This window comes from Burkholderia sp. BE17 (genome assembly GCF_009362305.1).
Classification (GTDB): domain Bacteria; phylum Pseudomonadota; class Gammaproteobacteria; order Burkholderiales; family Burkholderiaceae; genus Burkholderia; species Burkholderia pyrrocinia_C.
On sequence record NZ_WHNU01000008.1, the window covers coordinates 114,130 to 139,447 of the forward strand.

At 67.0% G+C, this 25,318-nt stretch carries 25 protein-coding genes and 1 pseudogene; 9 read left to right on the plus strand and 17 right to left on the minus strand.

The window, feature by feature from the left end; all coding sequences use genetic code 11:
• Positions 1-65 precede the first annotated feature (65 nt).
• From GD429_RS09525 to GD429_RS09535, 3 genes are all read right to left on the minus strand, one after another.
• Positions 66-2,024 (minus strand): arylsulfatase, encoded by a 1,959-nt coding sequence (locus GD429_RS09525; RefSeq protein WP_152856701.1) that lies wholly within the window; start codon positions 2,022-2,024, stop codon positions 66-68.
• Positions 2,025-2,171: 147 nt separating this feature from the next.
• Positions 2,172-2,891, minus strand: a complete 720-nt coding sequence (locus tag GD429_RS09530; protein ID WP_152856702.1) for an SDR family oxidoreductase — start codon at positions 2,889-2,891, stop codon at positions 2,172-2,174.
• A gap of 134 nt (positions 2,892-3,025) precedes the next feature.
• Positions 3,026-3,955 (minus strand): LysR substrate-binding domain-containing protein, encoded by a 930-nt coding sequence (locus GD429_RS09535; RefSeq protein ID WP_152856703.1) that lies wholly within the window; start codon positions 3,953-3,955, stop codon positions 3,026-3,028.
• A gap of 127 nt (positions 3,956-4,082) precedes the next feature.
• Here GD429_RS09535 and GD429_RS09540 point away from each other — a divergent pair, with 127 nt between their 5' ends.
• Complete coding sequence (locus tag GD429_RS09540; protein ID WP_152856704.1) at positions 4,083-5,102, plus strand: zinc-dependent alcohol dehydrogenase family protein; 1,020 nt, start codon at positions 4,083-4,085, stop codon at positions 5,100-5,102.
• A gap of 44 nt (positions 5,103-5,146) precedes the next feature.
• Here GD429_RS09540 and GD429_RS09545 read toward each other — a convergent pair whose 3' ends face one another.
• The 3 genes from GD429_RS09545 to GD429_RS09555 are packed head-to-tail and all read right to left on the minus strand — an operon-like array spanning position 5,147 to position 8,334.
• Positions 5,147-6,331: a porin gene (locus tag GD429_RS09545; protein WP_152856705.1), complete on the minus strand. Its 1,185-nt coding sequence runs from the start codon at positions 6,329-6,331 to the stop codon at positions 5,147-5,149.
• 52 nt (positions 6,332-6,383) lie between these two features.
• A complete protein-coding gene (locus GD429_RS09550) occupies positions 6,384-7,166 on the minus strand; it encodes an ABC transporter substrate-binding protein (RefSeq protein ID WP_152856706.1) in 783 nt (260 codons plus the stop codon).
• Between the two features lie 46 nt (positions 7,167-7,212).
• Positions 7,213-8,334 carry a M20 aminoacylase family protein gene (locus GD429_RS09555; protein WP_152856759.1) on the minus strand — a complete coding sequence of 374 codons (1,122 nt, stop codon included), beginning with the start codon at positions 8,332-8,334 and terminating at the stop codon, positions 7,213-7,215.
• A 184-nt stretch (positions 8,335-8,518) separates the two neighbouring features.
• Here GD429_RS09555 and GD429_RS09560 point away from each other — a divergent pair, with 184 nt between their 5' ends.
• From GD429_RS09560 to groL, 3 genes are all read left to right on the plus strand, one after another.
• The gene (locus tag GD429_RS09560; RefSeq protein ID WP_152856707.1) at positions 8,519-9,478 is read left to right on the plus strand and encodes a LysR substrate-binding domain-containing protein; all 960 of its coding nucleotides are present in this window, start codon (positions 8,519-8,521) and stop codon (positions 9,476-9,478) included.
• A gap of 153 nt (positions 9,479-9,631) precedes the next feature.
• Entirely contained in the window at positions 9,632-9,922 is a 291-nt protein-coding gene (locus GD429_RS09565; protein WP_152856708.1) for a co-chaperone GroES, read from the plus strand.
• Between the two features lie 12 nt (positions 9,923-9,934).
• The gene (gene groL, locus GD429_RS09570; RefSeq protein ID WP_152856709.1) at positions 9,935-11,575 is read left to right on the plus strand and encodes a chaperonin GroEL; all 1,641 of its coding nucleotides are present in this window, start codon (positions 9,935-9,937) and stop codon (positions 11,573-11,575) included.
• A gap of 147 nt (positions 11,576-11,722) precedes the next feature.
• Here groL and GD429_RS09575 read toward each other — a convergent pair whose 3' ends face one another.
• On the minus strand, positions 11,723-12,874 hold the full coding sequence (locus GD429_RS09575) for a porin (protein ID WP_152856710.1): 1,152 nt from the start codon (positions 12,872-12,874) through the stop codon (positions 11,723-11,725).
• A gap of 768 nt (positions 12,875-13,642) precedes the next feature.
• On the opposite strand from GD429_RS09575, the gene GD429_RS09585 reads away from it, so the two are divergent.
• The 5 genes from GD429_RS09585 to GD429_RS40995 all read left to right on the plus strand — a co-directional run bounded on the left by GD429_RS09585 (position 13,643) and on the right by GD429_RS40995 (position 15,894).
• On the plus strand, positions 13,643-14,014 hold the full coding sequence (locus tag GD429_RS09585) for a DUF6697 family protein (protein WP_152856712.1): 372 nt from the start codon (positions 13,643-13,645) through the stop codon (positions 14,012-14,014).
• Positions 14,015-14,099: 85 nt separating this feature from the next.
• Positions 14,100-14,291, plus strand: a complete 192-nt coding sequence (locus tag GD429_RS09590; RefSeq protein ID WP_321574498.1) for a hypothetical protein — start codon at positions 14,100-14,102, stop codon at positions 14,289-14,291.
• A 139-nt stretch (positions 14,292-14,430) separates the two neighbouring features.
• Positions 14,431-14,952: a PTS sugar transporter subunit IIA gene (locus tag GD429_RS09595; protein WP_152856714.1), complete on the plus strand. Its 522-nt coding sequence runs from the start codon at positions 14,431-14,433 to the stop codon at positions 14,950-14,952.
• Between the two features lie 90 nt (positions 14,953-15,042).
• Entirely contained in the window at positions 15,043-15,624 is a 582-nt protein-coding gene (locus GD429_RS40990; RefSeq protein WP_321574499.1) for a hypothetical protein, read from the plus strand.
• A gap of 36 nt (positions 15,625-15,660) precedes the next feature.
• Complete coding sequence (locus GD429_RS40995; RefSeq protein WP_227791601.1) at positions 15,661-15,894, plus strand: hypothetical protein; 234 nt, start codon at positions 15,661-15,663, stop codon at positions 15,892-15,894.
• 64 nt (positions 15,895-15,958) lie between these two features.
• On the opposite strand, the gene GD429_RS09605 is transcribed toward GD429_RS40995, so the two are convergent.
• From GD429_RS09605 to GD429_RS09650, 10 genes and pseudogenes are all read right to left on the minus strand, one after another.
• Positions 15,959-17,971 carry a family 2A encapsulin nanocompartment cargo protein cysteine desulfurase gene (locus tag GD429_RS09605; RefSeq protein WP_152856715.1) on the minus strand — a complete coding sequence of 671 codons (2,013 nt, stop codon included), beginning with the start codon at positions 17,969-17,971 and terminating at the stop codon, positions 15,959-15,961.
• Positions 17,946-18,878: a family 2A encapsulin nanocompartment shell protein gene (locus GD429_RS09610; protein ID WP_006479760.1), complete on the minus strand. Its 933-nt coding sequence runs from the start codon at positions 18,876-18,878 to the stop codon at positions 17,946-17,948. The genes GD429_RS09605 and GD429_RS09610 overlap by 26 nt, the downstream gene beginning before the upstream one ends.
• A 136-nt stretch (positions 18,879-19,014) precedes the next feature.
• A complete protein-coding gene (locus GD429_RS09615) occupies positions 19,015-19,236 on the minus strand; it encodes a helix-turn-helix domain-containing protein (protein WP_152856716.1) in 222 nt (73 codons plus the stop codon).
• An 8-nt stretch (positions 19,237-19,244) separates the two neighbouring features.
• Positions 19,245-20,183, minus strand: a complete 939-nt coding sequence (epsC, locus tag GD429_RS09620) for a serine O-acetyltransferase EpsC (protein WP_152856717.1) — start codon at positions 20,181-20,183, stop codon at positions 19,245-19,247.
• 28 nt (positions 20,184-20,211) lie between these two features.
• Positions 20,212-20,682 carry a rhodanese-like domain-containing protein gene (locus GD429_RS09625; protein ID WP_152856718.1) on the minus strand — a complete coding sequence of 157 codons (471 nt, stop codon included), beginning with the start codon at positions 20,680-20,682 and terminating at the stop codon, positions 20,212-20,214.
• A 447-nt stretch (positions 20,683-21,129) separates the two neighbouring features.
• A pseudogene (locus tag GD429_RS09630) lies at positions 21,130-22,122 on the minus strand (amidase); the annotation flags it as partial.
• Between the two features lie 75 nt (positions 22,123-22,197).
• On the minus strand, positions 22,198-22,989 hold the full coding sequence (locus GD429_RS09635; RefSeq protein WP_152856719.1) for an alpha/beta fold hydrolase: 792 nt from the start codon (positions 22,987-22,989) through the stop codon (positions 22,198-22,200).
• An 88-nt stretch (positions 22,990-23,077) separates the two neighbouring features.
• Positions 23,078-23,404 (minus strand): DUF4148 domain-containing protein, encoded by a 327-nt coding sequence (locus GD429_RS09640; RefSeq protein WP_152856720.1) that lies wholly within the window; start codon positions 23,402-23,404, stop codon positions 23,078-23,080.
• A gap of 287 nt (positions 23,405-23,691) precedes the next feature.
• On the minus strand, positions 23,692-24,228 hold the full coding sequence (locus GD429_RS09645; protein WP_152856721.1) for a cytochrome P460 family protein: 537 nt from the start codon (positions 24,226-24,228) through the stop codon (positions 23,692-23,694).
• Positions 24,228-25,271, minus strand: a complete 1,044-nt coding sequence (locus GD429_RS09650; protein ID WP_152856722.1) for an alpha/beta fold hydrolase — start codon at positions 25,269-25,271, stop codon at positions 24,228-24,230. The genes GD429_RS09645 and GD429_RS09650 overlap by 1 nt, the downstream gene beginning before the upstream one ends.
• Positions 25,272-25,318 lie beyond the last annotated feature (47 nt).

Below are 25,318 nucleotides of genomic sequence, written 5' to 3' on the forward strand. Positions count from 1 at the left end.
CCAGGTTTTCCGCGCCGAAGGAAATCTGCTGGCGGGCCTGGAACGAAGCGACAGGTCTGGGCCGCTCAGTAATAACCGCGCGGACGCAGCGGCTCGACGCCGCCGACGTTGCTCATGTAGGTCTTCCACTGCTCGACGAGCGTGCCGATCACCGACGGGTTCTGCGCCGACACGTCGGTCGTCTCGCCTCGATCCGACGCGAGGTCGTACAGCTGCCAGTGACCGTCGAGCGGCCCGAGCGGCGGCTCGGTCCACAGCGCCTTCCAGCGACCGTCGGCGCTGCGCAGGTACGCGCGGCCGTACGCTTCGTCGCCGAACGGCGCCGTATGCACCTCGCCCGTCGCCGAGCCGGTGAGCACCGGCAGCAGCGACCGGCCCGTGACCGGATACACGTAGCGGTTGTTGTAGATCACCTTGTCCTTGTTCTGGTCGACGCCCGTCAGCGTGTTGACGAGCGGCGGCGCCGGCTGCGACGGCGGCGTGACGCCCGCGATCGCGAGGAAGGTCGCCGTGTTGTCGGTCACGTGCGTGAACGCGCGCAGCGTCGGCAACTGCTGCGACTGGCCGGGCAGGCGCACGATCGTCGGCGTCGATACGCCGCCTTCGGCCGAATAGCCCTTCGTGAGCCGGAACGGCGACGCGCTCACTTCGGCCCAGCGCAGCCCGTACTGCAGGCGCTGCGCGTTCTGCTTGCCGTTGTCGGTGCCGAGCGCCGAATAGGTCGGCTCCTGCGCATTCGCGGTGTCGGTCGCCGTCGGGTCCGCCCCGGAATCGATCGGCCAGCCTTCCGCGCCGTTGTCCGACTGGAACATGATGAACGTGTTGTCGTATTCGCCGATGTCCTTCAAGTGCTGGATCAGCAGGCCGATGTTGTAGTCGAGGTTCTCGACCATCCCCGCGTAGATCTCCATGTAGCGCGCCTGCGCACGGCGCTCGGCCGGCGACAGGCTCGACCACAGCTTGTCGACCTTGCCGGTGCCGTAGTCGCTGTAGCCGTCCGCGGCCGAATGCACCGCGCTGATGTATTTCGCGCTCGCGGTGCCGTTGTTCGCGGTCGCGGGCGACGCCGCCGTCGTTTCAGGCACGCCGTCGAACGGCTTGAAGTCGGCGGGAATCAGGCCGAGCGCTTTCTGCCGCGCGATCCGCGCGTTGCGGATCGCGTCGTAGCCGGCGTCGTAGACGCCCGCGTACTTGTGCAGCCACGGTTCGGGCACCTGCAGCGGCCAGTGCGGCGACGTGTAGGCTGCGTACGCGAAGAACGGCTTGCCGTCCTGCTTGTTCGCATCGATGTACGAGATCAGCTTCTGCGTATAGAAATCGGTCGAATAGAACACGGCCGGGCTGCCGCCCGTGCCGCCCGGCTGCCCGGGCTGGCCAGGCTGCACGTAGCGGCCGTCCTCCGTGTAGTTCGACGAGCCGGCCGCCTCGTGCGCGAAGTGGTTGGTCGCCGCGCCGCCGAGCAGCACGTAGCTGCGCTCGAAGCCCCACTGGTCGGGCGTCTGCCCGCTGCCCGTCGCACTGCCGACGATCCCCGAGCCGATGTGCCATTTGCCCGCGATATACGTGTGGTAGCCGGCGTCTTTCAGCAGTTGTGCGAACGACAGCGCGCGGTCGTTCAGGTAGCCCTCGTAGCCGGGCAGTCCGCGCCGCTCGTCGGTCGGCACGCCCATCGTGCCTTCGCCGACGAGATGGTGATCGGTGCCGGACACCAGCATCGCACGCGTGATCGCGCAGACGGTGCCGGTGTGATGGTTCGACAGGATGCGGCCCGACGCGACGAGCGCGTCGAGGTTCGGCGTGTTGATCTCGCCGCCGAATGCATGGATGTCGGAATAGCCGAGATCGTCGGCCATGATGTACAGGATGTTCGGGCGTTTCGCGGCCTGCGGCGGTGTTGTATTGGCCTGCGGAGGCGGCGAAGCGCTGTCGACGCCGCCGCACGATGCGAGCGACAACGCGCCGGCGATCGCGGCGCAGACGACACGGAAACGGAAAGCATGCAACGGCGACGCGGACTTTTTCATTCTTGTTGACGCTCGATCTACGGGATCGGCGATCTTAGCGTCGCGCGCGCGGCGCCCAAAGTCGGATTCGTCACATGCTAACGGGGTGCGGGAATATGCGATGCGGGCCCGATGCAGGCCGTTTGGCGCGGGCCGCGCCGCGATGTGTCAACTGCGCCCGCCGAGGCTGCCGCCGCCGTCCACCGACAGCACCTGCCCGGTGACGAAACCGGCTTCGTCGGATAGAAAGAACACGGTCGCGGCCGCGACATCGTCGGCCGTGCCGAGCCGTCGCGCCGGAATCGTCGCGAGCACCTTGCGCTCGGCTTCGCTGCCGACCGGCCGCGTCTGGCGGAACAGTTCCGTCTCGATCGGGCCGGGCGCCACCGCGTTGACGGTCACGCCGTGTTCGGCCAGTTCGAGCGCCCACGTACGCGTGCAGCCGACGAGCGCACTCTTCGCGGCGGAATACGCGGTGCGGTCGAGGCTGCCGAAAATCGCGCGGCTGCAGATGTTGACGATGCGTCCGTGGCCGCGCGCCTTCATCGCGTCGGCAAAGTGCTGCGTGACCTGGATCGCGGCCCGCACGTTGAGATCGAACACGGTTTGCAGCGACTGGAAATCGATCTTTCCGAGCGGTTGCGGCAGTGCGATGCCCGCATTGTTGACGATGCCGTCGACGTCGTGGCGCTCGCCGATCCGCGCGAGCGTCGCGGCGGTCTGGTCGATATCGGCGAGATCGCACGCCAGCAATTCGCCGGGAAAGTCGATGCCCTGCACATGCCGTGCGAGGCCGACGACGCGATGGCCGCGCCGGACGAGCATGGTGCTGATCGCGAGGCCGATGCCGCGCGACGCGCCGGTGACGAGATAAGTGCGGGATGACATGGGGTGTGCCCTTGACGAGGAATCCGGAGGAAACGGCGCGACACGCCTGTGGTCACCCGGCGTGCGCGTGCTCCGGCCGATTGTGCAGCAGCAATGAGAAATGCGTGCGGTCGCCGTCGGACGATCGGTCGCCGTCATCCGTGCTCGCCGTTCGCGTCGTCGGACGCCAGCATGTGCGGAATCTCGTCGACCAGCGCATCGACGACGACGCGCACCTTCGACGGCACGTGACGCGCCGCCGGCCGCACCGCGAACACCTCGGCGCCCGACACGCTGTTGCTGTCCATCACGAGCGCGAGGCGGCCGTCACGCACGTACGGCGCCATCAGCCAGCACGGCAGCCACGCAAGGCCCGCGCCGGCGGCAGCCGCGTCGGCGATCGCCTGCAGGTCGTCTAACCGCAGCCGGCCGGCCGCGCGATGGTCGTGCACCGCGCCGTCGGCGCCGATGATCCGCCACGGCGTCGGCTGTCCGCCGCGCGAATACGCGATGCCAACGTGCGACGCAAGCTCGTCGAGCCCTGACGGCCAGCCATGCCGCGCGAGATACGCGGGCGACGCGCAGATGCCCATGCGCTGCACGCCGAGCTTCCGGCCGACCAGCGCGTTCGTATCGGCCAGCTCGCCGATGCGCACCGCCAGGTCGAAACCGTCGTTGACGAGGTCGGCCACGCGATCGCTGAACGACATGTCGATTTCGAGCCGCGGGTGGCGCTCGACGAGGCGCCGCACGACGGGCGCCACGCACTGCCGCCCGAACAGCACGGGCACGCTGACGCGCACGCGCCCGGCCGGTTCGCGGCGGCCCGCGTCGAGCGCGGCCTCCGTCTCGCCGAGTTCGGCGAGCAGCCGCCTGCATTGCTCGTAATAGACGAGCCCTTCGTCGGTCAGGCCGAGCTGGCGAGTCGTGCGCTGCAGCAGCCGCGCGCCGAGACGGAGTTCGAGCCGCGCGACGATCTTCGCGACGGCCGAGCGCGTCATGCCGAGGCGTAGCGCCGCTGCCGCGAAGCTGCCCGATTCCACCACGTCGACAAATTCGGCGACGCCTCTCAACCGTTCATCCATGCCGTTCCGCTCCGATGCGATGACAGGGTTGTGTCCGTGCTGGCGACAATCGTTGGCCGAATTCTCGCCAATGCGTCCGCCCGCGCAACACTATGATAGTCCGGACCATCTCGAAAAAGGAGTCGACATGCATGCATGGCAAATCAAACCGGGCGACGGCATTGCCGGGCTCCGGCGCATCGACGCGACGCTGCGGCCGGTCGGGCCGACCGATGTCGTCGTCAAGATCCATTCGGCCGCGCTGAACTATCGCGACCTGATGTTCGCGCGCGGCGACTATCTCGGTATCGGCACCGACGCGCTGATCCCGGTCGCCGACGGCGCCGGCGAAGTGGTCGAAACCGGCCGCGACGTCACGCGCTTCAAGCCGGGCGATCGCGTGATCAACACGTATTTCCCGCGCTGGATCGACGGGCCGCCGACGCCGCACAAAGTCTCGGGTTCGCCCGGCGCACAATTCGACGGCGTGCTGGCCGAACACTTCGTGTCCGACGAAGCCGCGCTGGTCGCGATTCCCGCGCATCTCGACTACGACGAAGCGGCGACGCTGTCGTGCGCGGGCGTCACAGCGTGGAACGCGCTGTTCGTCGATGGCGGACTGGGGCCGGGCGCGACCGTCGTGCTGCTCGGCACGGGCGGCGTATCGATCATCGCGCTGCAACTCGCGCAGGCCGCCGGGCTGCGCACGATCGTCACGTCGTCGAGCGACGCGAAGCTCGAACGCGCCCGCGCACTCGGTGCGGACGCAACGATCAACTATCGCGCGACGCCCGAGTGGGAGCACGAAGTGCTGCGGCTCACCGGCGGCGCGGGCGCGGATCTCGTCCTGGAAGTCGGCGGACACGACACGCTGCCGCGCTCGGTCGCCGCGACGAAGCTGGGCGGGCTCGTGTCGGTGATCGGCGGCGTCAGCGGCTTCGACGGGCCGAAGCTCGCGCCGTTGTCGCTGATCGGAGGGATCCGCCGGCTGCACGGGATCATGGTCGGCAGCCGCGCGGTGCTCGACGACGTCGTGCGGTTCGTCGATGCGAAGCGGATCAAGCCGGTAGTCGATCGCGTGTTCGGCTTCGACGAAGCGCCGCAAGCGTATGCGTACCTGCAGTCGGGGCAGCATTTCGGCAAGGTCGTGATTCGCGTCGCTTCGTGATGGATGAAGGCGGCGAGCCGCCGCCTTCTTTCCGGCAGGTTCCATCAGAACCTGTGCCGGATCCCCGCGTGCACCATCAACTGCTTCGACGTCGACGACAGATCGGCCGCGCCCGGGATATACGCCTGATCGAGCGACGAGCCGGTCGCGTCTCCTGCGATCCGCTGGTACGCACCCATCAGATACACATCCGTGCGCTTCGACAGATTGTAGTCGGCCATCAGCCCGATCGAATGGATCTTCGGCTTCGCGGCGCCCGTCGTCGCGTCGTAGCGCACCGTCGTGTACACGTATTGCGCGCCGACGAACAACGCCGGCGTGAACTGGTACTTGCCGTTCACTTCGAAGTTCCGATACTTGATCGACGTCACCGCGCCGCCCGCAAGCGGCCCCGTCACGGGCTCGATCGTCTCGTCGCCGAACAGGTAACCGACGTTCGCGGTCGGCCGCGTGACGTTGCTGTTCGTGTATGCGAATCCGACCGTCGCGGGCCCTGCTGTGTAGTTGATGCCCGCCCCGAAGATTCGCTGCCGTGCGGATGCGAAGTTCGCATCGGCGCCGACCGACCCCGAACCCGCGATCGCGCCGCCCGACGTCGCGCCCGAGTTGTCCGCGTTCAGGAATGCCGCGCCGACGAGCAAGCCGCCCAGCTCGTACTGCGCGCCGACGCTCCATACCCGGTTGTTCGCGAAACCCGTGTCGTTGCTGAAGCTGTAGGTGCCGCCGAACGAGAAGCCGGAGAAATCCGGGCTCGCGTACTTCACGGTATTGTTCGTGCGGAACGTGTTGCCGGTGTTGTCGTTATCGAGCGGGTGCGAGAACGGATAGACGCCCCAGCTCCCGTTCGCGGTCGTCGGCGCGAGATAGTCGACGACCGAATCGTATTGCCGGCCGAGCGTCAGCGTGCCGAAGCGCGTGCTGCCGAGCCCAACGTAGGCCTGACGCCCGAACATGCGGCCACCCTGCGCAAGCGTGCCGCTGTTCACGTTGAAGCCGCTCTCGATCTGGAACAGCGCGCTGTAGCCGCCGCCGAGATCCTCCGTGCCCTTCAGCCCCCAGCGGCTGCCCTGCGCGAAGCCGCTCGCCATCTGCCACGCACCATGGCCGCCGACGTTGTTCGTATAGTCGATGCCCGCGTCGACGAGGCCATATAACGTCACGCTGCCTTGCGCGAACGCGGGCGCTGCGCACAGCGCCGGAATCGCGACAAGAATCGATCTCCAGTTCATCCGTAATCCTTATTTATTTATGGTCGATCGCGCACGTTCCGTGCGCTGCCGCTTACTTCGCGCCGTAGATGTCGAAGTCGAAATACTTGCGGTTGATCCGCTGATACGTGCCGTTCGCGAGAATCGCTGTGAGCGCGCGGTTGAACGCGTCGCGCAGGTCGTTGTCCTGCTTGCGCAACCCGAGGCCGTCGCCCTGCCCGAAGTACTTCGCGTCGTCGATCGGCGCGCCGGCGAACATGAAGTCCTTGCCCTGCGGTTTCTTCAGGAAACCGTCGCTGGCCGCGATCGAAGCCTGGAACGCCGCGTCTAGCCGCCCCGTCACGAGATCGGCGTACACCTGATCCTGGTTCTGGTACGACACGATCTGCACGCCGGCCGGCTGCCAGTTCGCAACTGCGTAGTCGGCCTGCGCGGAGCCCTGCTCGACGCCCACGCGTTTTCCCCTCAGCGATTCAGGCGTCGGCAGTAGCGGCGAGCCCTTGTGCGCGATCAGCCGAGCCGGCGCGTTCGAGATGCGGTTCGTGAATGCGATCTGCTGCATCCGCTTCGGCGTGATCGTCATCGACGACGCAATCACGTCGAACTTGCGCGCAAGCAGCCCCGGAATCATCCCGTCGAAGCTCGACTCGACCCACACGCAGCGCGCGTGCAGCTCCGCGCACAACGCGTTCGTGATGTCGATCCCGAAGCCCGTCAACGTGCCGTCGGGAAGCTTGTATTCGAGCGGCGGGTAAGTCGGATCGACCGCGAGCCGGATCTCCTTGCCCGTCCAGTCGCCGGCATGCGCCGATCCTGCCGCCAGCGCTACCGCGAGCGCCGCCATCCACTGTTTCATTGACAGTCTCCTTGTGTAAATCGTGAATCGAAATCGTGCCGCCCCGTCACGCGAGGTAACGCTCCGCGAGTGCGGTCCAGTAGCTCGCCCCCGTCGCCAGGCAAGCATCGTTGAAGTCGTAGCCGGGGTTGTGCAGCCCGCATCCGGCCGCACCGTCGCCGTTGCCGATCGACAGGTAGCTGCCCGGACACGCCTCGAGCATGAATGCAAAATCCTCGCTCGCCGCGATCGGCGGCAGATTCGGAATCAGCGCCGCGTCACCACCCCATTCGCGGGCCACGTCGCGCGCGAACGCCGTTTCCGCCGCGTGATTGACGAGCACCGGATAGCCGTATCGATAGTCGATCTCGGCCGTCGCGCCAAAACTCGCGGCCTGCCCATCCACGATCTCGCGGATGCGTCGCTCCAGCAGCGCGCGCACGTCCGGCGACAGTGCGCGCACGCTGAGCTCGAGGTCCGCATGCGGCGGGATCACGTTCGATGCGGTGCCCGCATGAATCGAGCCGGCCGTGACGATCGCCAGTTCCTGCGGATTCACGTTGCGCGACACGACCGTCTGCAGCGCCATCACGATCGACGCGCACACGACCACCGGATCGATCGTCGTGTGCGGCGCGGCGCCGTGCCCGCCGCGCCCGATCACGCGCACGCGCACCTCGTCGGCCGACGCCATCGCCGCGCCGTCGCAGAAGCCGAGCACGCCGGCCGGCAGGCCCGGCACGTTATGCATCGCGAACACCGCATCGCACGGAAACTGCGTGAACAAGCCGTCGTCGAGCATCCGCTTCGCGCCGCCGAGCCCTTCCTCGGCCGGCTGGAAAATCAGGTTCAACGTACCTGCGAAGCGCGCACGCCCGGCAAGACAGCGCGCCGCCGCAAGCAGCATTGCCGTGTGGCCATCGTGGCCGCACGCGTGCATCACGCCGTCGCGCCGGCTCGCATGCGGCAGCCCGGTCGTCTCGCGGATCGGCAGAGCATCCATGTCCGCGCGCAACCCGAGCCGTTTCCCGGCGCCGCGCGTCAGCGTGCCGACCACGCCCGTGCCGCCGAGCCCGCGCGTCACCCGATAACCCCACGTTGTCAGGCAGTCGGCGACGAGATCACTGGTCGCGTGTTCCTCGAAGCCGAGTTCGGGATGCGCGTGCAACCGGTGGCGCAGCGCAATCATCTCCGTCTCGATGGCCGCTATTTCCGGATGAATATGTTTCTGGTCCAACCCCGATTCTCCTGGATACGTTCCGGTTGTCGATCGCCCGGATGACCGATCGTGGCCGAATCGTATGCAGCGAAAATCCCTGCGACCAGCCGCTGTTTCGTTATGATGACAACCTTTCGTTGTCGGGTATCGCACCATGAGCAACATCAAGCTGCATCAGTTGCAGGCGCTCGTCGCGAGCGCGGAGGCCGGCAGCATCCGCGGCGCGGCGCGCACGCTCGGTCTGTCGCAGGCGGCCGTCACGCGCGCGCTGCGCGAGCTGGAGGCGAGCGAGCGCCTGCCGTTGCTCGTGCGTGCGCCGGAAGGCATCGGTTTCACCGAATACGGCAAGACGCTGCTCACGCACGCGAAGCTCGTGCTGAAGCAGCTCGAGCACGCGCAGAGCGATCTCGAACGCATGCGCGGCCGCGTCGAGGGCCGGCTGAGCATCGGCGTCACGCCGTGGCTCACGATGACGTTCCTCGCGGAAGCCGTGCTGCGTTTTCGCGAGCGGATGCCCGACGTGCGCCTCGAACTCTACGAAGCGCTGATGGCCGTCGCGCAGCCGCTGCTGCGCGACGGCAGCATGGACTTCGCGCTCGGACACGTGCAACCAGGCGGCACGCAGGAATTCGCGTTCGAACCGATGCTGCGCTACGAGACCTCGGTCATGGTGCGCGCCGGCCATCCACGCGAACGCGCACGATCGATCCACGACCTGCTCGACACCGACTGGGTGCTGAATTTCGCGGCCGACGGCCAGGCCGCGCTCGTCGACTACCTGTTCACGCGCCACGGCGCACGGATCGACGAACGGCGCATCGTGCGGGCGCAGTCGGTCGCGATGCTGCAGACGATGCTCGAGCAGGCCGACATGTGCACGTGGTGCCCGACGATACTCGCGGCCGTGCCGCCGTTCGGCGAACGGATGCGGCCGTTGCCGCTGAAGGAGACGTTCGAGCCGCGCGACCTCGGGATCGTCACGCGCCGCAGCAGCACGCTGAGCGCCGCCGCACGCTGCTTCATCGACTGCCTGCTGTACGTGATCCGCAAGCATGCGCGATCCGCGCGCAAGGAAGATCTTGCGCTGTTCAGGACGGTATCGCTGCTGATCTGACCTCCGCCCTGCCCGTCTCCCGTCCATAGCGCATCCGCGCAAATGCTTTTCCGAATCCGTTATTGGATCGCGTCGTCGTGCGTTTCTATACTCGTCAGCACTCTCTGATGAAGAGTGCCGACCAATTTCGACAGAACAGCACAGGACGAAAAAATGAGCCTACGCCCCTTGCACGATCGCGTGATCGTGAAGCGACTCGATCAGGAAACCACCACCGCGTCGGGCATCGTGATCCCCGACAGCGCCGCGGAGAAGCCCGACCAGGGCGAAGTGATCGCCGTCGGCCCCGGCCGCAAGGACACGGACGGCCAGCGCATCGTGCCCGACCTGCAGGTGGGCGAACGCGTGCTGTTCGGCAAGTACGCGGGGCAAGCCGTCAAGGTGGGCGGCAACGAGTTTCTCGTGCTGCGCGAGGAAGACATCGTCGCGGTCGTCAATCAATAACGGAGCGCAATCATGGCAGCCAAGGAAATCATTTTCAGCGACGTCGCACGGTCGAAGCTAACCGAAGGCGTGAACATTCTCGCGAACGCTGTGAAGGTCACGCTCGGGCCGAAAGGCCGCAACGTCGTGCTCGAACGCAGCTTCGGCGCGCCCGTCGTCACGAAGGACGGCGTGTCGGTCGCGAAGGAAATCGAACTCGCGGACAAGCTGCAGAACATCGGCGCGCAGCTCGTGAAGGAAGTCGCGTCGCGCACCAGCGACGCGGCCGGCGACGGCACGACAACCGCCACCGTGCTCGCGCAGGCGATCGTGCGCGAAGGCCAGAAATACGTCGCGGCCGGGCTCAACCCGCTCGACCTGAAGCGCGGCATCGACAAGGCCGTCGCATCGGCCGTCGATGAGCTGAAGAAGATCAGCAGGCCGACCACCACGAGCAAGGAAATCGCGCAGGTCGCGACGATCTCGGCGAACGGCGAGGAATCGATCGGCCAGCGCATCGCCGAGGCGATCGACCGCGTCGGCAAGGAAGGCGTGATCACCGTCGAGGACGGCAAGTCGCTCGCCGACGAGCTCGACGTCGTTGAAGGGCTGCAGTTCGATCGAGGCTACCTGTCGCCGTACTTCATCAACAATCCCGACAAGCAGATCGCCGAGATCGAGAACCCGTACATCCTGCTGCACGACAAGAAGATCTCGAACATCCGCGACCTGCTGCCGGTGCTCGAACAGGTCGCGAAATCGGGCCGGCCGCTGCTGATCATCGCGGAGGACGTCGAAGGCGAAGCGCTTGCGACGCTCGTCGTGAACAACATCCGCGGGATCCTGAAGACGGTCGCGGTCAAGGCGCCGGGCTTCGGCGATCGCCGCAAGGCGCTGCTCGAGGACATCGCGATCCTTACCGGCGGGCAGGTCATCGCCGAGGAAACGGGCCTGACGCTCGAGAAGGCGACGCTCGCCGAACTCGGCCAGGCAAAGCGCATCGAGGTCGGCAAGGAAAACACGACCGTGATCGACGGTGCGGGCGATGCGAAGAACATCGAAGCGCGCGTGAAGCAGATCCGCGTGCAGATCGAAGAAGCGACGTCGGACTACGACCGCGAGAAGCTGCAAGAACGGGTCGCGAAGCTCGCGGGCGGGGTTGCGGTAATCAAGGTCGGCGGTGCGACCGAGATCGAGGTGAAGGAGAAGAAGGATCGCGTCGACGACGCGCTGCACGCGACGCGTGCGGCCGTCGAGGAAGGCATCGTGCCCGGCGGCGGTGTCGCGCTGATCCGCGTGCGTCAGGCGATCCGCGAGCTGAAGGGCGGGAACGCCGACCAGGATGCGGGCATCAAGATCGTGCTGCGCGCGCTCGAGGAACCGCTGCGCCAGATCGTCGCGAACGCGGGCGAGGAAGCGAGCGTCGTCGTCGCGAAGGTCGCGGAAGGCTCGGGCAACTTCGGGTACAACGCGCAGACGGGCGAGTACGGCGATCTCGTCGAATCGGGCGTGCTCGATCCGACCAAGGTCACGCGCACGGCGCTGCAGAACGCGGCGTCGGTCGCCGGGCTGCTGCTGACGACCGATGCAACCGTGTTCGAAGCACCGAAGGATGCGGTGCCGGCCGCGGTGCCGGGCGGCCCGGGCGCGGGCGGGCCGGGGTTCGACTTCTGACGATAGACGCGGCGTGCCGCCCGAACCGGGCGGCAATACGCTCGGGCATGCAACGCGTGGCGACCTCGGTCGCCACGCGTTTTTTTTGCGCACCGCGGTTGCGGACGCGACGCCGCCTCCGGCCGCGCCGCAACGTGCGAACCTTCTTCAGAACATCTGGCGCAGGCCGATCGCCGCGCCGACGTTGTTGGTCCGGCCGATCTGGTCGACCTTGCCCGTGAGTCGGTTGGTGGCGCCCGGATAGTCGGCAGCGAACGCGCCGTTGCCGCGCGCGAAGTCCACCGTGCCGTAAACCTCGGTGTGCTTCGACAGCGCATATTCGGCCAGCACGGTCGCCGAGTAGTTGATCCCCGAGCCGAGCGTGCCGTCGAGCCGCGCCGCGTTGCGCGCGTGGCCGTAGTAGCCTGCCACCGTGATCAGCAGCGGCGCGGTGGCCTGCCAGTTCGCGCCGACGTAGAACGTATCGTCGATGCGGTTCGGGCTGCCGCCGCCCAGCGTCGGCGCACCGGCCTGCTGCATGTTGAAGTCCGTCGTGCCTGTCTTGTCCTGGCCGTGCAGCCAGCCGGCCAGCAGCCGCACGGTCGGCGTGACCTGATACGCGCCGCTCACGTGCACGAAGCTCACCTTCGCGCCGTTGACCGAACTGCCGTTCACGGACGACACGGAAGTCTGCTGATAGCCCGCGTTGATCGACGCCGGCCCCCGTGCATAGGTCAGTTCCACGCCGTATGTGCTGTCGAGGCCCATCGCACCGGCATGGTTGCCGAAGCCGTAGATCGCGTCGACGCTCAGCCCGTTGTACGAGAACTGGTACTTCACCGAGTTCGGCACCGTCAGGTAGTTGCCGATGCCGTTGTACGCCCAGCTGTCCTGCCAGTAGTCGCCGACGGTCATCGGGTCGAAGATGTCGCCCATCGTGTCGTACAGCGGCGCGTACTGGTTGCCGAACGTCAGCGAGCCGTAGCGGTTGCTCGACAGGCCGACGTACGCCTGGCGGCTGAACAGCGTGTTCGCGACGTGCAGCTTGCCGTCGCCTAGCTCGAAGCCGTTCTCGAGGCGGAAGATCGCCGACAGCCCGCCGCCGAGATCCTCGCTGCCGCGCAAGCCCCAGCGGCTGTGCGTTTCCGGGCCGACCGTCATCCCGATCAGGTCCTCGCCGTCCGGGCCGGCATTGGTCTGATACCGGATCGCCGTATCGACGAGGCCATACAAAGTGACGGAACTCTGGGCAAATGCCGACGACGTTGCTGTTACGGCGAACACCGCGCCGATACCACCGGATACGACGATGCGTTTCATGAAAGGCCTCCCCTGAGCGATTGATTTTGTAAGCAGTCCGATAGCACTCGCATCCGGAGGCCGGCACCGCGATCGGGAGAATAATCGGTCATTTTCCCGGAACCTATTGCCGGTTCTGGATTGGACCTTTCCAATATCGTCAACAATGGCGGTCGCGGCCGCGCGGCTTCCATCGTGTTGCATCGACCGGTTGAGTCCGCATCGGATTGCGGCTGCAAGATACGCTTCGTGATGCAGCTCGATTCCGGCCTGCCGCAAGCGGACGGCGGCGAATGGCTGTGGGGCGGCGGCGGCGCGATCGACACGTTCCGGTGTGCGCCGTGCCGCACCGGTGCGCACCTCCGGCAATGCACGCAGAGGGCGCCTTTACGACCTTTTTACTTGCGGCCGCGCGTGCGTTCACTAGAATGTGTTCGCAATCCACCACCGAGCACGCGACATGCGCATCCGAAGTCCTCGTCCCCCGAGTTGCTTTTCTGCCTGACAGGCAGGACGCCTGCGTCTCTCTTTCCCGAGCCACCGTCCTGCCGACAGGCGGACGGTGCGCGCCGTAGTCACACCCGTGCACGCTTGAATACGACGTCGATGCGGTAATCGCGCATCGTGTTGTCAAGCGTGTGCGCGCTGCAAATCCCGTGCAACGACGCGCCATCGATCCGCCGTACCGGCAATGATCGATCGCTTGCCCGCATCCCGCATGCCGATCCGGTCAGATTGCTGTGCATACCTGATTTCATTCACGCAAATTTCCGATACCGGAGCCCGGCCATGTTCGAGATCGACAAGCATTACACCCGCGAATTCATCCACACCGCATGCGGCGGCAGCAAACAGGCATTCCTGCCGACGAAGAACGGCAAGGTCGTGGCCGCGTGCCTGCGCACGGACCTCAACCCGCACGCGCCCGACGTGATCCTCTGCGACGGCAGCGCATCCGCGCGTGCGGCCGGCAGGACGCTCGCCGCGCAACGCGATGCGATTCCGGTGTTCATCAAGATGGAAACGGATGCGTTCCGCTTCGTCGGCCAGTACGTCGTCGGCGAATCGCTCACGGCGCCGCTCGACTGCGCGCCTTACGTGCGCTACAGCGGCTTCACGTCCGGGCAGATCTCGCGCGTGCTGAAGCTCAAGCGCTGCTGACACGCGTGCACGGCGCATCGCGCGCCGTGTCTCGGTCGTCTTTCATACAGGAGCAATCATGCTTGGCTTGACGTTCTGGAAACACGTGATCGGCGCGCAGGCCGATGCCATCCGCGAAGACAAGGCAACGGCGCACGACCGGCACCGCCGCCGGTCGAGAACGCTCGTGCTGACCAGCGCCGCCGTGGCCTTCGCGGCGATCGCGTTCGGCGCACCCGTCGTCGGCATTTCGGTCTTTCTGTTGACGACGCTGCCGTTCGTGCTGTCGGGCACGTGAAGACATCCGTATCGGGCGCGCGATGAGCGCCGCGCCGCAATCGATACGAAATTTTAATACCGGGCCCCCGCGTATCTGACACCGTCTTTACGCGGATGTGTCTAGGATTTCCGTGTCATCACGACACGGAGAGATCCGCATGCAAACGCAGCAGGCCGCTATCGGCGGCCAACCCGACCTTCCCCACCGACGCGGCGGCTTGCCGCTCGCGACCCGGCTGGCGGATGCCTGTCCGCCTGACAACATCCTGCTCGACGTACCGGTCGACAGCGCGATCCAGTTGTTCGACCTCGCCGCGCGATTCATCGCGCGCAGCAGCGGGGTTTGCGCGGAACGGATCGCGAACGAACTGGCGACGCGCGAACAGCTCGGTTCGACCGGCCTCGGCCAGGGCGTCGCGATTCCGCATGCGCGTGTCGACGGGCTCGGCTCGGCCGTCGCGCTGTTCGTTCGCGCGCTCTACCCGTTCGCGTTCAACGCGCCGGACCGCAAGCCCGTGCGCGAATTCGTCGTGCTGGCCCTGCCGAAAGAGGACGACCGCGCGCACCTCGAATTGCTCGCCGACGCGGCGCGGTGCTTCAGCGAACGCTCGTTCCGGCAGGCGTCGCGCGATGCGCAAACGCCCGACGAGATTCACCGGCTCATGCAGCGCACGCACTGACGCCGCGTCGTGCGGCGACAGGCACTTCCCTCATTCTTTCGGATTCCCATGTTCCCAGACCCTGAAAGTCCCACTCTTACGTCACGGCGCGTGGCCGGACTGGCTCGCTCGCTGCCGTTCATGCAGGCCCTGCACGGGCAGACCGTCGTCATCGTCGATAACGGCGCCGCGAGCGATACACACGCTCGCCACGCGTTCGCTCAGGACGTCGCGCTGCTCGCGCTCACCGGCATTCGTCCGGTCGTCGTCCAGGGCGGCCCGGCCGCGTCCGGCGCGCAGTCCGTCCAGGCCGCACGTGCCGCGATGGCCGACATCAACCACGAGCTGGTGCGCGCGATCGGCAGCCACGGCGTCAAGGCGATCGGCATCGACGGTCACGACGGCGGCCTGCTGGTCGCCGGCGCCGAATCCGATCGCGCGAACACGAACCCGGTCGCGCAATTCGACGGCACCGCGTTGAACGCGCTTCTCGGGAACGGGCTGGTGCCCGTCGTGATGCCCGTCGCGCCGGACGACGCAGGCCAGGATCGCCTGCTGCGCCCCGAACGGGTCGGCAGCCTCTTCGCGCAACGCACCGGCGCCGTCACGCTGGTGATGATGGTCGAAAGCGCGCTGCTGCGCGAACTCGGCGAACTCGCGGGGCTGTACGGCATCACGGAACTCGAGCAATGACTCGCCGAGCATCCGGCCGCCGATGTCGCGCCCTGCGTGCGGGAAGCGCTCGACGCGCTCGCACATGGCGTGCAGAACGTCCATCTCGCCGATATCGGGCAACCCGAATCGCTGATCGACGAACTGCTGACCGAGGAAGGGTCGGGCGTGGTGTTCTGCCGTCGCGGCAATACCGACCTGCTGTCGGAAACGCGCCGCTACTTCGCGGATTCCGCGTGCGTGCTGCGCGACGGCTTCAGCGTCGAGCAGAAGCAGGTCGTGCGGTTCTGATCGGGTATCAGGAAATCGCTTGCGGCAACCCGCGAGGGCCGCCGCAAGCGAGCAGCGTCAGCGGTCAACGCCGCGTCGCAAGCCGCCGCACCACACGAACGAGCGCGTCAACCTCGTCGCACGTGTTGTAGAACGCGAGCGACGGCCGCACCGTTGCCTCGAGCCCGAAACGCCGCAGGATCGGCTGTGCGCAGTGATGTCCCGAGCGCACCGCGATGCCCTCTTCGTTCAGCGCCTGCCCGACTTCCTCGGTCTCATAGCCCTTCAGCACGAACGACAGCACGCTCGCCTTGTCGCGCGCGGTGCCGACGAGCCGCACGCCCGGCACCGGCGCGAGCACGCTCGTCGCATACGCGAGCAGGTCGTGCTCGTAGCGAGCGATGTTCTCGATGCCGACACGGTTCACGTAGTCGAGCGCCGCGCCGAGCCCGACCGCATCCGCGATGTTGCCGGTGCCGGCCTCGAAGCGGTTCGGCGGCGGCTGGAACACCGTACGCTCGAACGTCACGTCCGCGATCATGTTGCCGCCGCCCTGCCACGGCGGCATGTCGTCGAGGATCGCGCGCTTGCCGTACACGACGCCGATCCCGGTCGGCCCGTAGATCTTGTGCCCGGAGAACACGAAGAAATCCGCATCGAGCGCCTGCACGTCGACGCGCATGTGCGAGATCGACTGCGCACCGTCGACGAGCGCCTTCGCGCCCGCGCGATGCGCGAGCTCGACGATCTCCTTCACCGGCACGACCGTGCCGAGCGCATTCGACACCTGCGTGACGGACACGATCTTCGTGCGGTCGTTGAGCAGCTTCCGGTATTCGTCGAGCAGCACCTGCCCCGAATCGTCCACCGGAATCACGCGCAGTTTCGCGCCCTTTTGCGCGGCAAGCTGCTGCCACGGCACGATGTTCGCGTGATGCTCGAGATGCGACACGACGATCTCGTCGCCTTCGCCGACGTTCTGCACGCCCCAAGTCTTCGCGATCAGGTTGATCGCCTCGGTCGTGCCGCGCACGAACACGATCTCGTCGGGCGACGATGCGCCGATGAAGCGCCGCACGGTGTCCCTCGCATGCTCGTACGCATCCGTCGCGCGGCCTGCCAGCGCATGCGCGGCACGGTGGATGTTCGAGTTCTCGTGTGCGTAGAAATACGCGAGGCGGTCGATCACGGCCTGCGGCTTGTGCGTGGTCGCCGCGTTGTCGAACCAGATCAACTGCTTGCCATTCACGCGCTCCTGCAGGATCGGGAAATCGCGGCGGATCGCGTTCACGTCGAACGGCGGATGTGCACCGCGATGCAACTGGCCTTGAGGCTCGGCTGCGTGCGTATCGTCGATGAAGTAGCGAGGCACCTCCGTGCCCGATGCGCGCGACACCGGCACGTCGCGATGCACGGCGAGCAGATCGCGCAGCGCATCGTCGCCCGGCAGCCCGAACGCTTCCGGCGACGCGAGACCGTTCGACGGCACGACAATGTCCTGCGGTGTCGCCTGCCAGCCCTGCAGCGAACCGTCGGTGAAGTAGTACGGCGACGCAGCCGGCGCCGCCTTCACCGCGCCTTCCGATGCAGCCGCATTCCCCTGCGGCACACCGAGCGCCGCGCCGCCGATGCGCGGCTCGAGCGCGGGCGCGATCGACACGACGTTGTCGGGCAGCCCGTTCTGCGCGGCCGCATGCGGCGCGAGCGCGGGCGCGCGATTGCCGAGCGACAGCACGTGCGTCGGCGCCGACGGCGCGAGGTTCGTGCCGGGCGCCTTGCCCTGCGGCAACGCAAGACCCGGCACGCCGGTGCCGGTGCCGCCCGGCCCCGCGAGCGGCGAGCCGCCGGGCGCCGGGTTGCTCACCGACGCGAGGATCGGCGCGGCAGCCGGCAACGCCGACGGCACGCCGCCGACCGCGCCGCTGCCCGCCGACAGCCCGGGCGCGGTAGCCTGCCCGGGCGGCGTCGCGAAGAACTCGGAAGCGAGCCGCGCGAGCGTCGCGGGGTCGGGCAAGCCCGCCGGCAGCGGCGCGTGCGGCAACGCATGCGCGTCGCCGCCGGCCAGGCCGGGATTAACGGTAGGTGTCGGGATAGTCATGGAACTTGGCGATTTCGACGTCATCGAGGACAGCCAGCGCATCCGGCGAATGGACCGCGAGCGAGCAGTACAGCGAGATCAGGTACGACGCGATCGCCTGGTTGTTGATCCCCATGAAGCGCACCGACAGGCCCGGGCCCTGTTCGCCCGCGACGCCCGGCTGATAGAGGCCGACCACGCCCTGGCGCTTGTCGCCGACGCGCAGCAGCAGGATCTTGGTCTTGCCGTCCGCAACGGGCACCTTGTCCGACGGAATCAGCGGAATACCGCGCCACGTGAGGAACTGCGAGCCGAACAGGCTGACCGTCGGCGGCGGCACGCCGCGCCGCGTGCATTCGCGGCCGAACGCGGCGATCGCGAGCGGGTGCGTGAGGAAAAACGCGGGCTCCTTCCACACCTTCGTCAGCAGTTCGTCGAGATCGTCCGGCGTCGGCGCGCCCGTCAGCGGGAAGATCCGCTGTTCGTCGGTCACGTTCGCGAGCAGCCCGTAGTCGGGGTTGTTGATCAGCTGGCTTTCCTGCAGCTCCTTGATCGTCTCGATCGTCAGGCGCAGCTGTTCCTTGATCTGGTCGTGAGGACTGCTGTAAAGATCGGAGATCCGCGTATGCACGTCGAGCACCGTGCTCACCGCGTTCAGGAAGTATTCGCGCGGTTGCTCTTCGTAAGGCACGAAGGTCTGCGGCAGCACGCTTTCGTCCTCGAGCTGCGTGCATGCGGCACGCACGGCTTCCGGGTTCTTCACCTGGTTCAGGCGGTAGATGCCGGCCTCGACCGGCACCCACTGCAGCAGATGGGTCAGCCAGCGCGGCGTGATCGTGGAAAGCTGGGGGACGGTCTTGGTAGCGTTCGCTAGTTGGCGGGCGGCGTGATCGCTCAGCGCGGCCGTGCCGCTTGCAACGGTCGACATGTGTGGCTCCGGGTTCTTAAGATGAAAAACGGGATTGCTTATGACGCGAGGGGATTATCGGAAGCACGCCCCTGCCGGCTCAACATGCTATAGCCGTCATGTCGTGCAACCGAAAGGGAAACGAAACGGGGCGGCCTCAGGTGACGTACGCGCCCGGCAGCAGCATCGAGATCGACACGTCGAACGCGCGCGCGATCTTGTCGGCCGTGACGATCGACGCGATCGCCTCGCCGCGCTCGATCTCGCCGACATACGAGCGGTTCAGCCCCGCATGCTCGGCAAGCTGCTCCTGCGACCACGTGCGCGCTTCGCGCAGCTTGCGCACGTTGGCGCCGAAGTGATGGATGAGGTCGCTCATCGCGCCTCCTAGGCGACACGCGCCGCCGCGCGCGGCGCGGCGTTCGCTTCGCTGCGCAGCACGGCCTGCGTGACGTTCTCGCCTGCCGGCACGTCCTGCGTGAGCCACACGTTGCCGCCGATCACCGCGCCGCGCCCGATCGTCACGCGGCCGAGGATCGTCGCACCCGCGTAGATCACCACGTCGTCCTCGACGATCGGATGGCGCGCGAGCCCTTTCTCCAGATGGCCGGCCGCATCGCGCGGGAAACGCTTCGCGCCGAGCGTGACGGCCTGGTACACGCGTACGCGCTCGCCGATGATTGCCGTCTCGCCGATCACGACACCCGTGCCGTGGTCGATGAAGAAACCCGCGCCGATGCGCGCGCCCGGATGAATGTCGATGCCCGTTTCCGCATGCGCCTGCTCGGCGATGATCCGTGCGAGCAGCGGCAGGCCGAGCCCGCACAGCTCATGCGCGAGCCGATGGTGAATCATCGCGAGGATGCCCGGGTAGCACAGCAGCACTTCGTCGACGCTGCCGGCCGCCGGATCGCCGTGAAAGGCAGCAAGCACGTCGCTGTCGAGCAGCCGGCGAATCTCGGGCAGCCGCGCCGCGAACGCCTGCACGGCCGTCGAAGCTACTCCTTCGACGTTGTCGACCGGCCCGTCGGAGTTGCGCTGCCGCGCCGCGTAGCGCAATTCGAGCGTTACCTGCGCGAGCAGCGCGTTCAGCGCCGCGTCGAGCGCGTGGGCCACATGGAAGTTCTCGCTCTCCTGGCGCAGGTCGGGCGGCCCGAGCCGCATCGGGAACAGCACGCCCTTCAGCGCGCCAACGATCTGCGCGAGCGCCTCGCGCGCCGGCAGGTCGCGCCCGCCCGGTTCGAGCGAGCGACGCTGCTTCTCGCGCCATGCGCGGCGGACGGTCTGCAGCGATTGAACGATATCGTCGATGTCGAATGCGGCCATGCTGACTTCTCCCCTTGTCGGCCGTGAATCAGTCCTGCGCCCACGGCAAGCCGCGAAAACGCCAGCCGTTGCGGCCGCCGCGATGCTGCCCTTCGTCGAGGTCGCCTTCGAACCCTTCGAGCACGTTGAATACCTGCGCGAAGCCGCCCTTCGTCGCAGCCTCGGCCGCCTGCGCGGACCGGTTGCCGCTGCGGCACAGGAGCAGCACCACCGCGTCCTTGCCGGTCTTCGCTTCCAGTTCGCGCACGAAACGCGGGTTGCGCGTCAGGCTCGTGCCGGTCGCCCACGGCACATGCAGCGACTCCGGCACGTGGCCGACGAATTTCCGTTCTTCGGCGGTGCGCACGTCCACCAGCAACGCATCGCCGGCCGAGAACAGTGCCCATGCGGCCTGCGGCGCGACGCCACCCGCGTAAGGCGTGCCGGCCGCCGCGGCCGCCGCACGGGCGTCTTCGAGCGCCTGCTGCGCAGCGGTTCGTTCTTCCAATGCAACCGTCATGACACTTCCTCGTTTTCGCAGATTCGTATGATCAAAAACACCGGGAATGCGGCCGTTGCAGCTTGCTTGCTGTCTATAGCCGTCAGCGCCACTATGCGAGCGCGGCCGGGCAAGCAGAACCAATAAAAATTCATTTCCTAATCAGCGGCGCGCGAAATGCAATAGCAGACGCGCGCTATCGGCTCGAGCTCGCTTGCGGTCGGGAAATGCGGAACGATATGCGGAACGACGACCGTTCGATGTCACGCATCGAAGGACTTTGAAAGGAACGGCGGGAAGCGAGCAATGCGGCGTTCAGCGCGTTGTCATGGAATCCGAAATGGAACGCATGCGTCGCCGCGCATGCGTGGATGATTCGAAGAAAGGCAATCGGCAGGCGACAGGCATCGGCGTGATGCCGAACGGCATCGCCGATGCACTCGCTTGCCCGTCAGTCCATCACTGCACCGGATCGCCGTCGTTCGCGGCCGCGTTCGACAATGCATCGAAACCGTCGCCGAGCCAAAGCTGTTCCTGCAACAGCGCAGCCTCGCGCATCGGCGGCGTATCGTCGATCTCGTCGACGGTCCAGCCCGCATCGACGAGCCGGCGCGCGGCATCGCGCAACGCGGCCTCGACTTCGGGCACGACCTGCAAGCCGCCCGGACGCACGCACAGCGCCGCGCGCTTCGGCACTTCGCGGCCGTCGAACGGCACGTGTACGTGCCACGGATCGCGCGGGTCCGGCGCGGCGCACGCACGCAGCGCGAGCGCGAGATCGTCGATCGTGCGTGCGATCGGCCCCGCCGATGACATCAGTTGCGCGCCGATCGCACGTTCGGGCGACGATGCGTTGAACGCCGGCACGCGCCCGAGCGACGGCCGGATTCCGTGCACGCCGCACGCATAGGCGGGGTAACGGACCGAACCGCCGATGTCGGTGCCGAGTGCGAGCGGGCCGATCCCGGCGGCGACGGCCGCTGCCGCGCCGCCGCTCGACCCACCCGGCGTCAGCGACGGATTGCGCGGATTGCGCGTGTGGCCGTGTACGAGATTCGACGTGAACCAGCGCAACGCGAACGTCGGCGAATTGGTGCGGCCGAGCAGGATCGCGCCGGCCTTCCTGATGTTGCCGACCACCGGGCTGTCGGCACGCGCGATCAGGTTCTCCTGCAGGCGCGTACCGTTGGTCGTCGCGAAATCCGCCTGGTCGATGTTGATCTTCACGGTCACGGGCACGCCTGCGAGCGGGCCCGGATCGTCGCCGCGTGCGATCGCTCGGTCGACTTCGTCGGCCTGCCGTCGCACGTCGTCGGGCCGGTGTTCGATCACCGCGTTGATCGCCGGATTCACCGCGTCGAGACGATCGAGCGCGGCGCTCGCCACTTCGCGCGCGGACACTTCGCGCTGCCGAACAAGTTTCGCGAGTTCGGTTGCGGACAGTTGGCAGAGTTGCGTCATGATTTCTCCTCGTGGAAGGACATCACAATCACTCGCGGCGCCACGCTTCAACGATAACGTTGGCGCCTCATCCGCTTACTGTGCGTCGTGCTTTGCACGTTCCGCGGCCGCGATGATCGCGTCGGCCACGGCCTTCGGCTGGCTCAGCATCGCGACATGGCTGCCGTTCACGCGCGTGACCGTCGCGCCGATCCGCTTCGCCATCGTTTCCTGCAGCTTCGGATCGATCATCCGGTCCTGCGTCGCGACGACGAACGACGACGGCTTCGCATGCCATGCGGCCTGCGCGACCTTCTCCGAGATGCAGCCGCCATACCACGGCCCCTGGGTCGCCGCAACGATGCGCTGCTGCGCGGGCGGCAGGTCCGGCGCGAAATCCTGCGCGATCGCCTTGTCCGACAGCCGCGCGAAGCCGCCTGAGTCCTTGCGCAGTTCACCGGCCCATGCCGGTGCCGGCAGCCCTTGCGTAACGTCGGCGATCGACTGGCCGTTGTCGGGCGCGAATGCCGCGACGTAGACGAGCGACTTCACCTTGTCGTCGTTACCCGCATCGCTGATCACGACACCGGCCCACGAATGACCGACCAGCACGACCGGCCCCTTCTGCTCGTCGATCGTGCGCTTCGTCGCGGCCGCATCGTCGGCGAGCGAGCTCAGCGGATTCTGCACCGACACCACGTGCAGCCCACGTGCCTCGAGCAGCGGAATCACGCGGTTCCAGCTCGAACCGTCGGCAAACGCGCCGTGCACGAGCACGACATTCGTGCCCTTCAGGTCGTCCTTCGGCGCGGCCTGCGCCGCGACCGCACCGAACAGTCCGCCGATCACCGCGGCGGATACCAGAACCCGTTTCATCGAACCGGCCATCGTCATGCTCCTTTCTCTGTTGTGTTGTGACATGAAGTGAAGTGCTGCAGTGACGGCCGCGCCTGCATGCGGCAGGCGCGGCAACGGATCACGAATGTGCGTACAAATCGTCGGCAGCGTTCCGCGCGGCGCGCGCCGGTGCCGCGTCGCGATGGCTTGCCGGTGCCGACGCGTCGGCCACGTTGTCGTCCTGCGACTTCGACGGGCCGTTCTGGTCGGAACGCGCGACCTGCAGCGCGGCGGCGACATCTTCCGGGTAATGCGGATCGCTGCGGGCCGGGTTGTAGCCGGCTTGTTCCAGCCGGATGAGTTCGGCGCGCACGTCGGCACGCGTCAGGCCGTGGCCGGTATCGGCGAACGACAATGCGGGGATGCCGGCGAGGACGGCAACAGCGAGGATTCGGGCGGTTTTCATGAACATGCTCCTTGACGGAAGTTGGGGTGTCGATCACTTGGCATCCGATGCAAACGCCTGGCATCGAACGTTTCCTGCATGTCGACAGTAGAACCCGCTCACGTATCCGGCATGTTTCCGAAACCGGTGCTTTCTGCATGCCATTTTTTCCGGAACGGCCGCAGATACAGTGCGATACAAACTCGCCTGCCGACGTGGTCCCCGACACACACGCACCACACATGCACCACGAGAAAAGGCGTGCCTCGCGGCACGCCTTTTCGTCAAACCCGTCGCTTCGTGTCACGTCATGGCGCAAGCCGCGTGAACACGTAGTCATGGTTCTTCACCAGCGCCTGGTGACACGCGAAACACGTCTGATGCTGGCCGATATCGGCCGGCACGCCGTTGATGAAGCGCCCGAAACCCCAGCCGCCCGTCGACGCATAACGGCGCGAGTCCTTCACCATCACCTGCACGGTCGTCGCCTGGCCCGGCACAGTTGCCGACGCGAACTCTTCGGACTGCTTGCGCTTGTACGCGAGCTTCACGAGGATCGTGCCGTCCGGAAACGGCAGCGTCGCCTGCTCGAGCGCGCGGATCGCGACCGGGTTGCCGAGCACCACGCGCAGCTCGTCGAGCGGCGCGGCCTCTTCGGCCGGCGCGACCATTTCCCACTTCCGGTAGCCGGGCGGGATCGTCACGCCGTAGATCGGCGACGCGGCCGGTTTCGGCTGTTCCGCGAACGCGGCCGGGCCGCTGGCCGACAGCGAGCCGGCCAGCAATGCACCCGCGACGAGCGCGCGGCCCATGCCGCGACGCCGGATGCCACTGCGTGCCCGCATCACAGATGCTCCACTTGCAGGATCGCATCGGCAAACGCCTGCGGCGCTTCCTGCGGCAAGTTGTGGCCGATGCCGCCGGTGATCGTCCGGTGCTGGTACTTGCCCGTAAACTTCTTCGCGTACGCGGCCGGGTCCGGATGCGGCGCGCCGTTCGCGTCGCCTTCCATCGTGATCGTCGGCACGGTGATCGCCGGCCCGGCGGCAAGACGCCGCTCGATGTCGTCGTATTGCGCCTCGCCCTTCGCGAGCCCGAGGCGCCAGCGATAGTTGTGGATCACGACGGCCACGTGGTCGGGGTTCTGGAACGATGCGGCTGAGCGCGCATAGGTTTCGTCGGAGAACTGCCACTTCGGCGACGCGAGCTGCCAGATCAGCTTGTTGAACGCATCGCGGTTCGCCGCGTAGCCGAGCGCGCCGCGCTCGGTCGTGAAGTAGAACTGATACCACCACTGGAATTCGGCCTGCGGCGGCAGCGGCTTGCGGTTCGCCTCCTGGCTGCCGATCAGGTAGCCGCTCACCGACACCAGCGCCTTCACGCGCTGCGGCCACAGCGCCGCGATGATGTCGGCCGTGCGCGCGCCCCAGTCGTAGCCGCCGAACACCGCGCGGTCGATCTTCAGCGCATCCATCAGCGCGACGATGTCGACGGCCGTCACCGCCTGCTGGCCGTTGCGCACCGTGTCGACCGAGCGGAACGTCGTCGACCCGTAGCCGCGCAGGTACGGCACGATCACGCGATAGCCGGCCGCGACCAGCAGCGGCGCGACTTCCGCATAGCTGTAGATGTCGTACGGCCAGCCGTGCAGCAGGAACACGACGGGGCCCTTCTTCGGCCCGAGGTCCGCATACCCGACGTTGAGCACGCCCGCGTCGATCTGGTGGATCGTGCCCAGCGACGCAACGCCGGCCGCGCGCTTCGCAGTCGATGCATCGGGCGCCGACTGCGCGCGCGCCAGGTTGCCGAACCCGAGGTCGGCGAGGCTCAGGCTCGCCAGCGTCGTGCCCAGGATCAGGCGGCGGCGGGTGTTCACGGTATCAGGCATGACTCGTTCTCCATTGTCGATCGCTAAGGAAGGGGCCCGCGGCACGT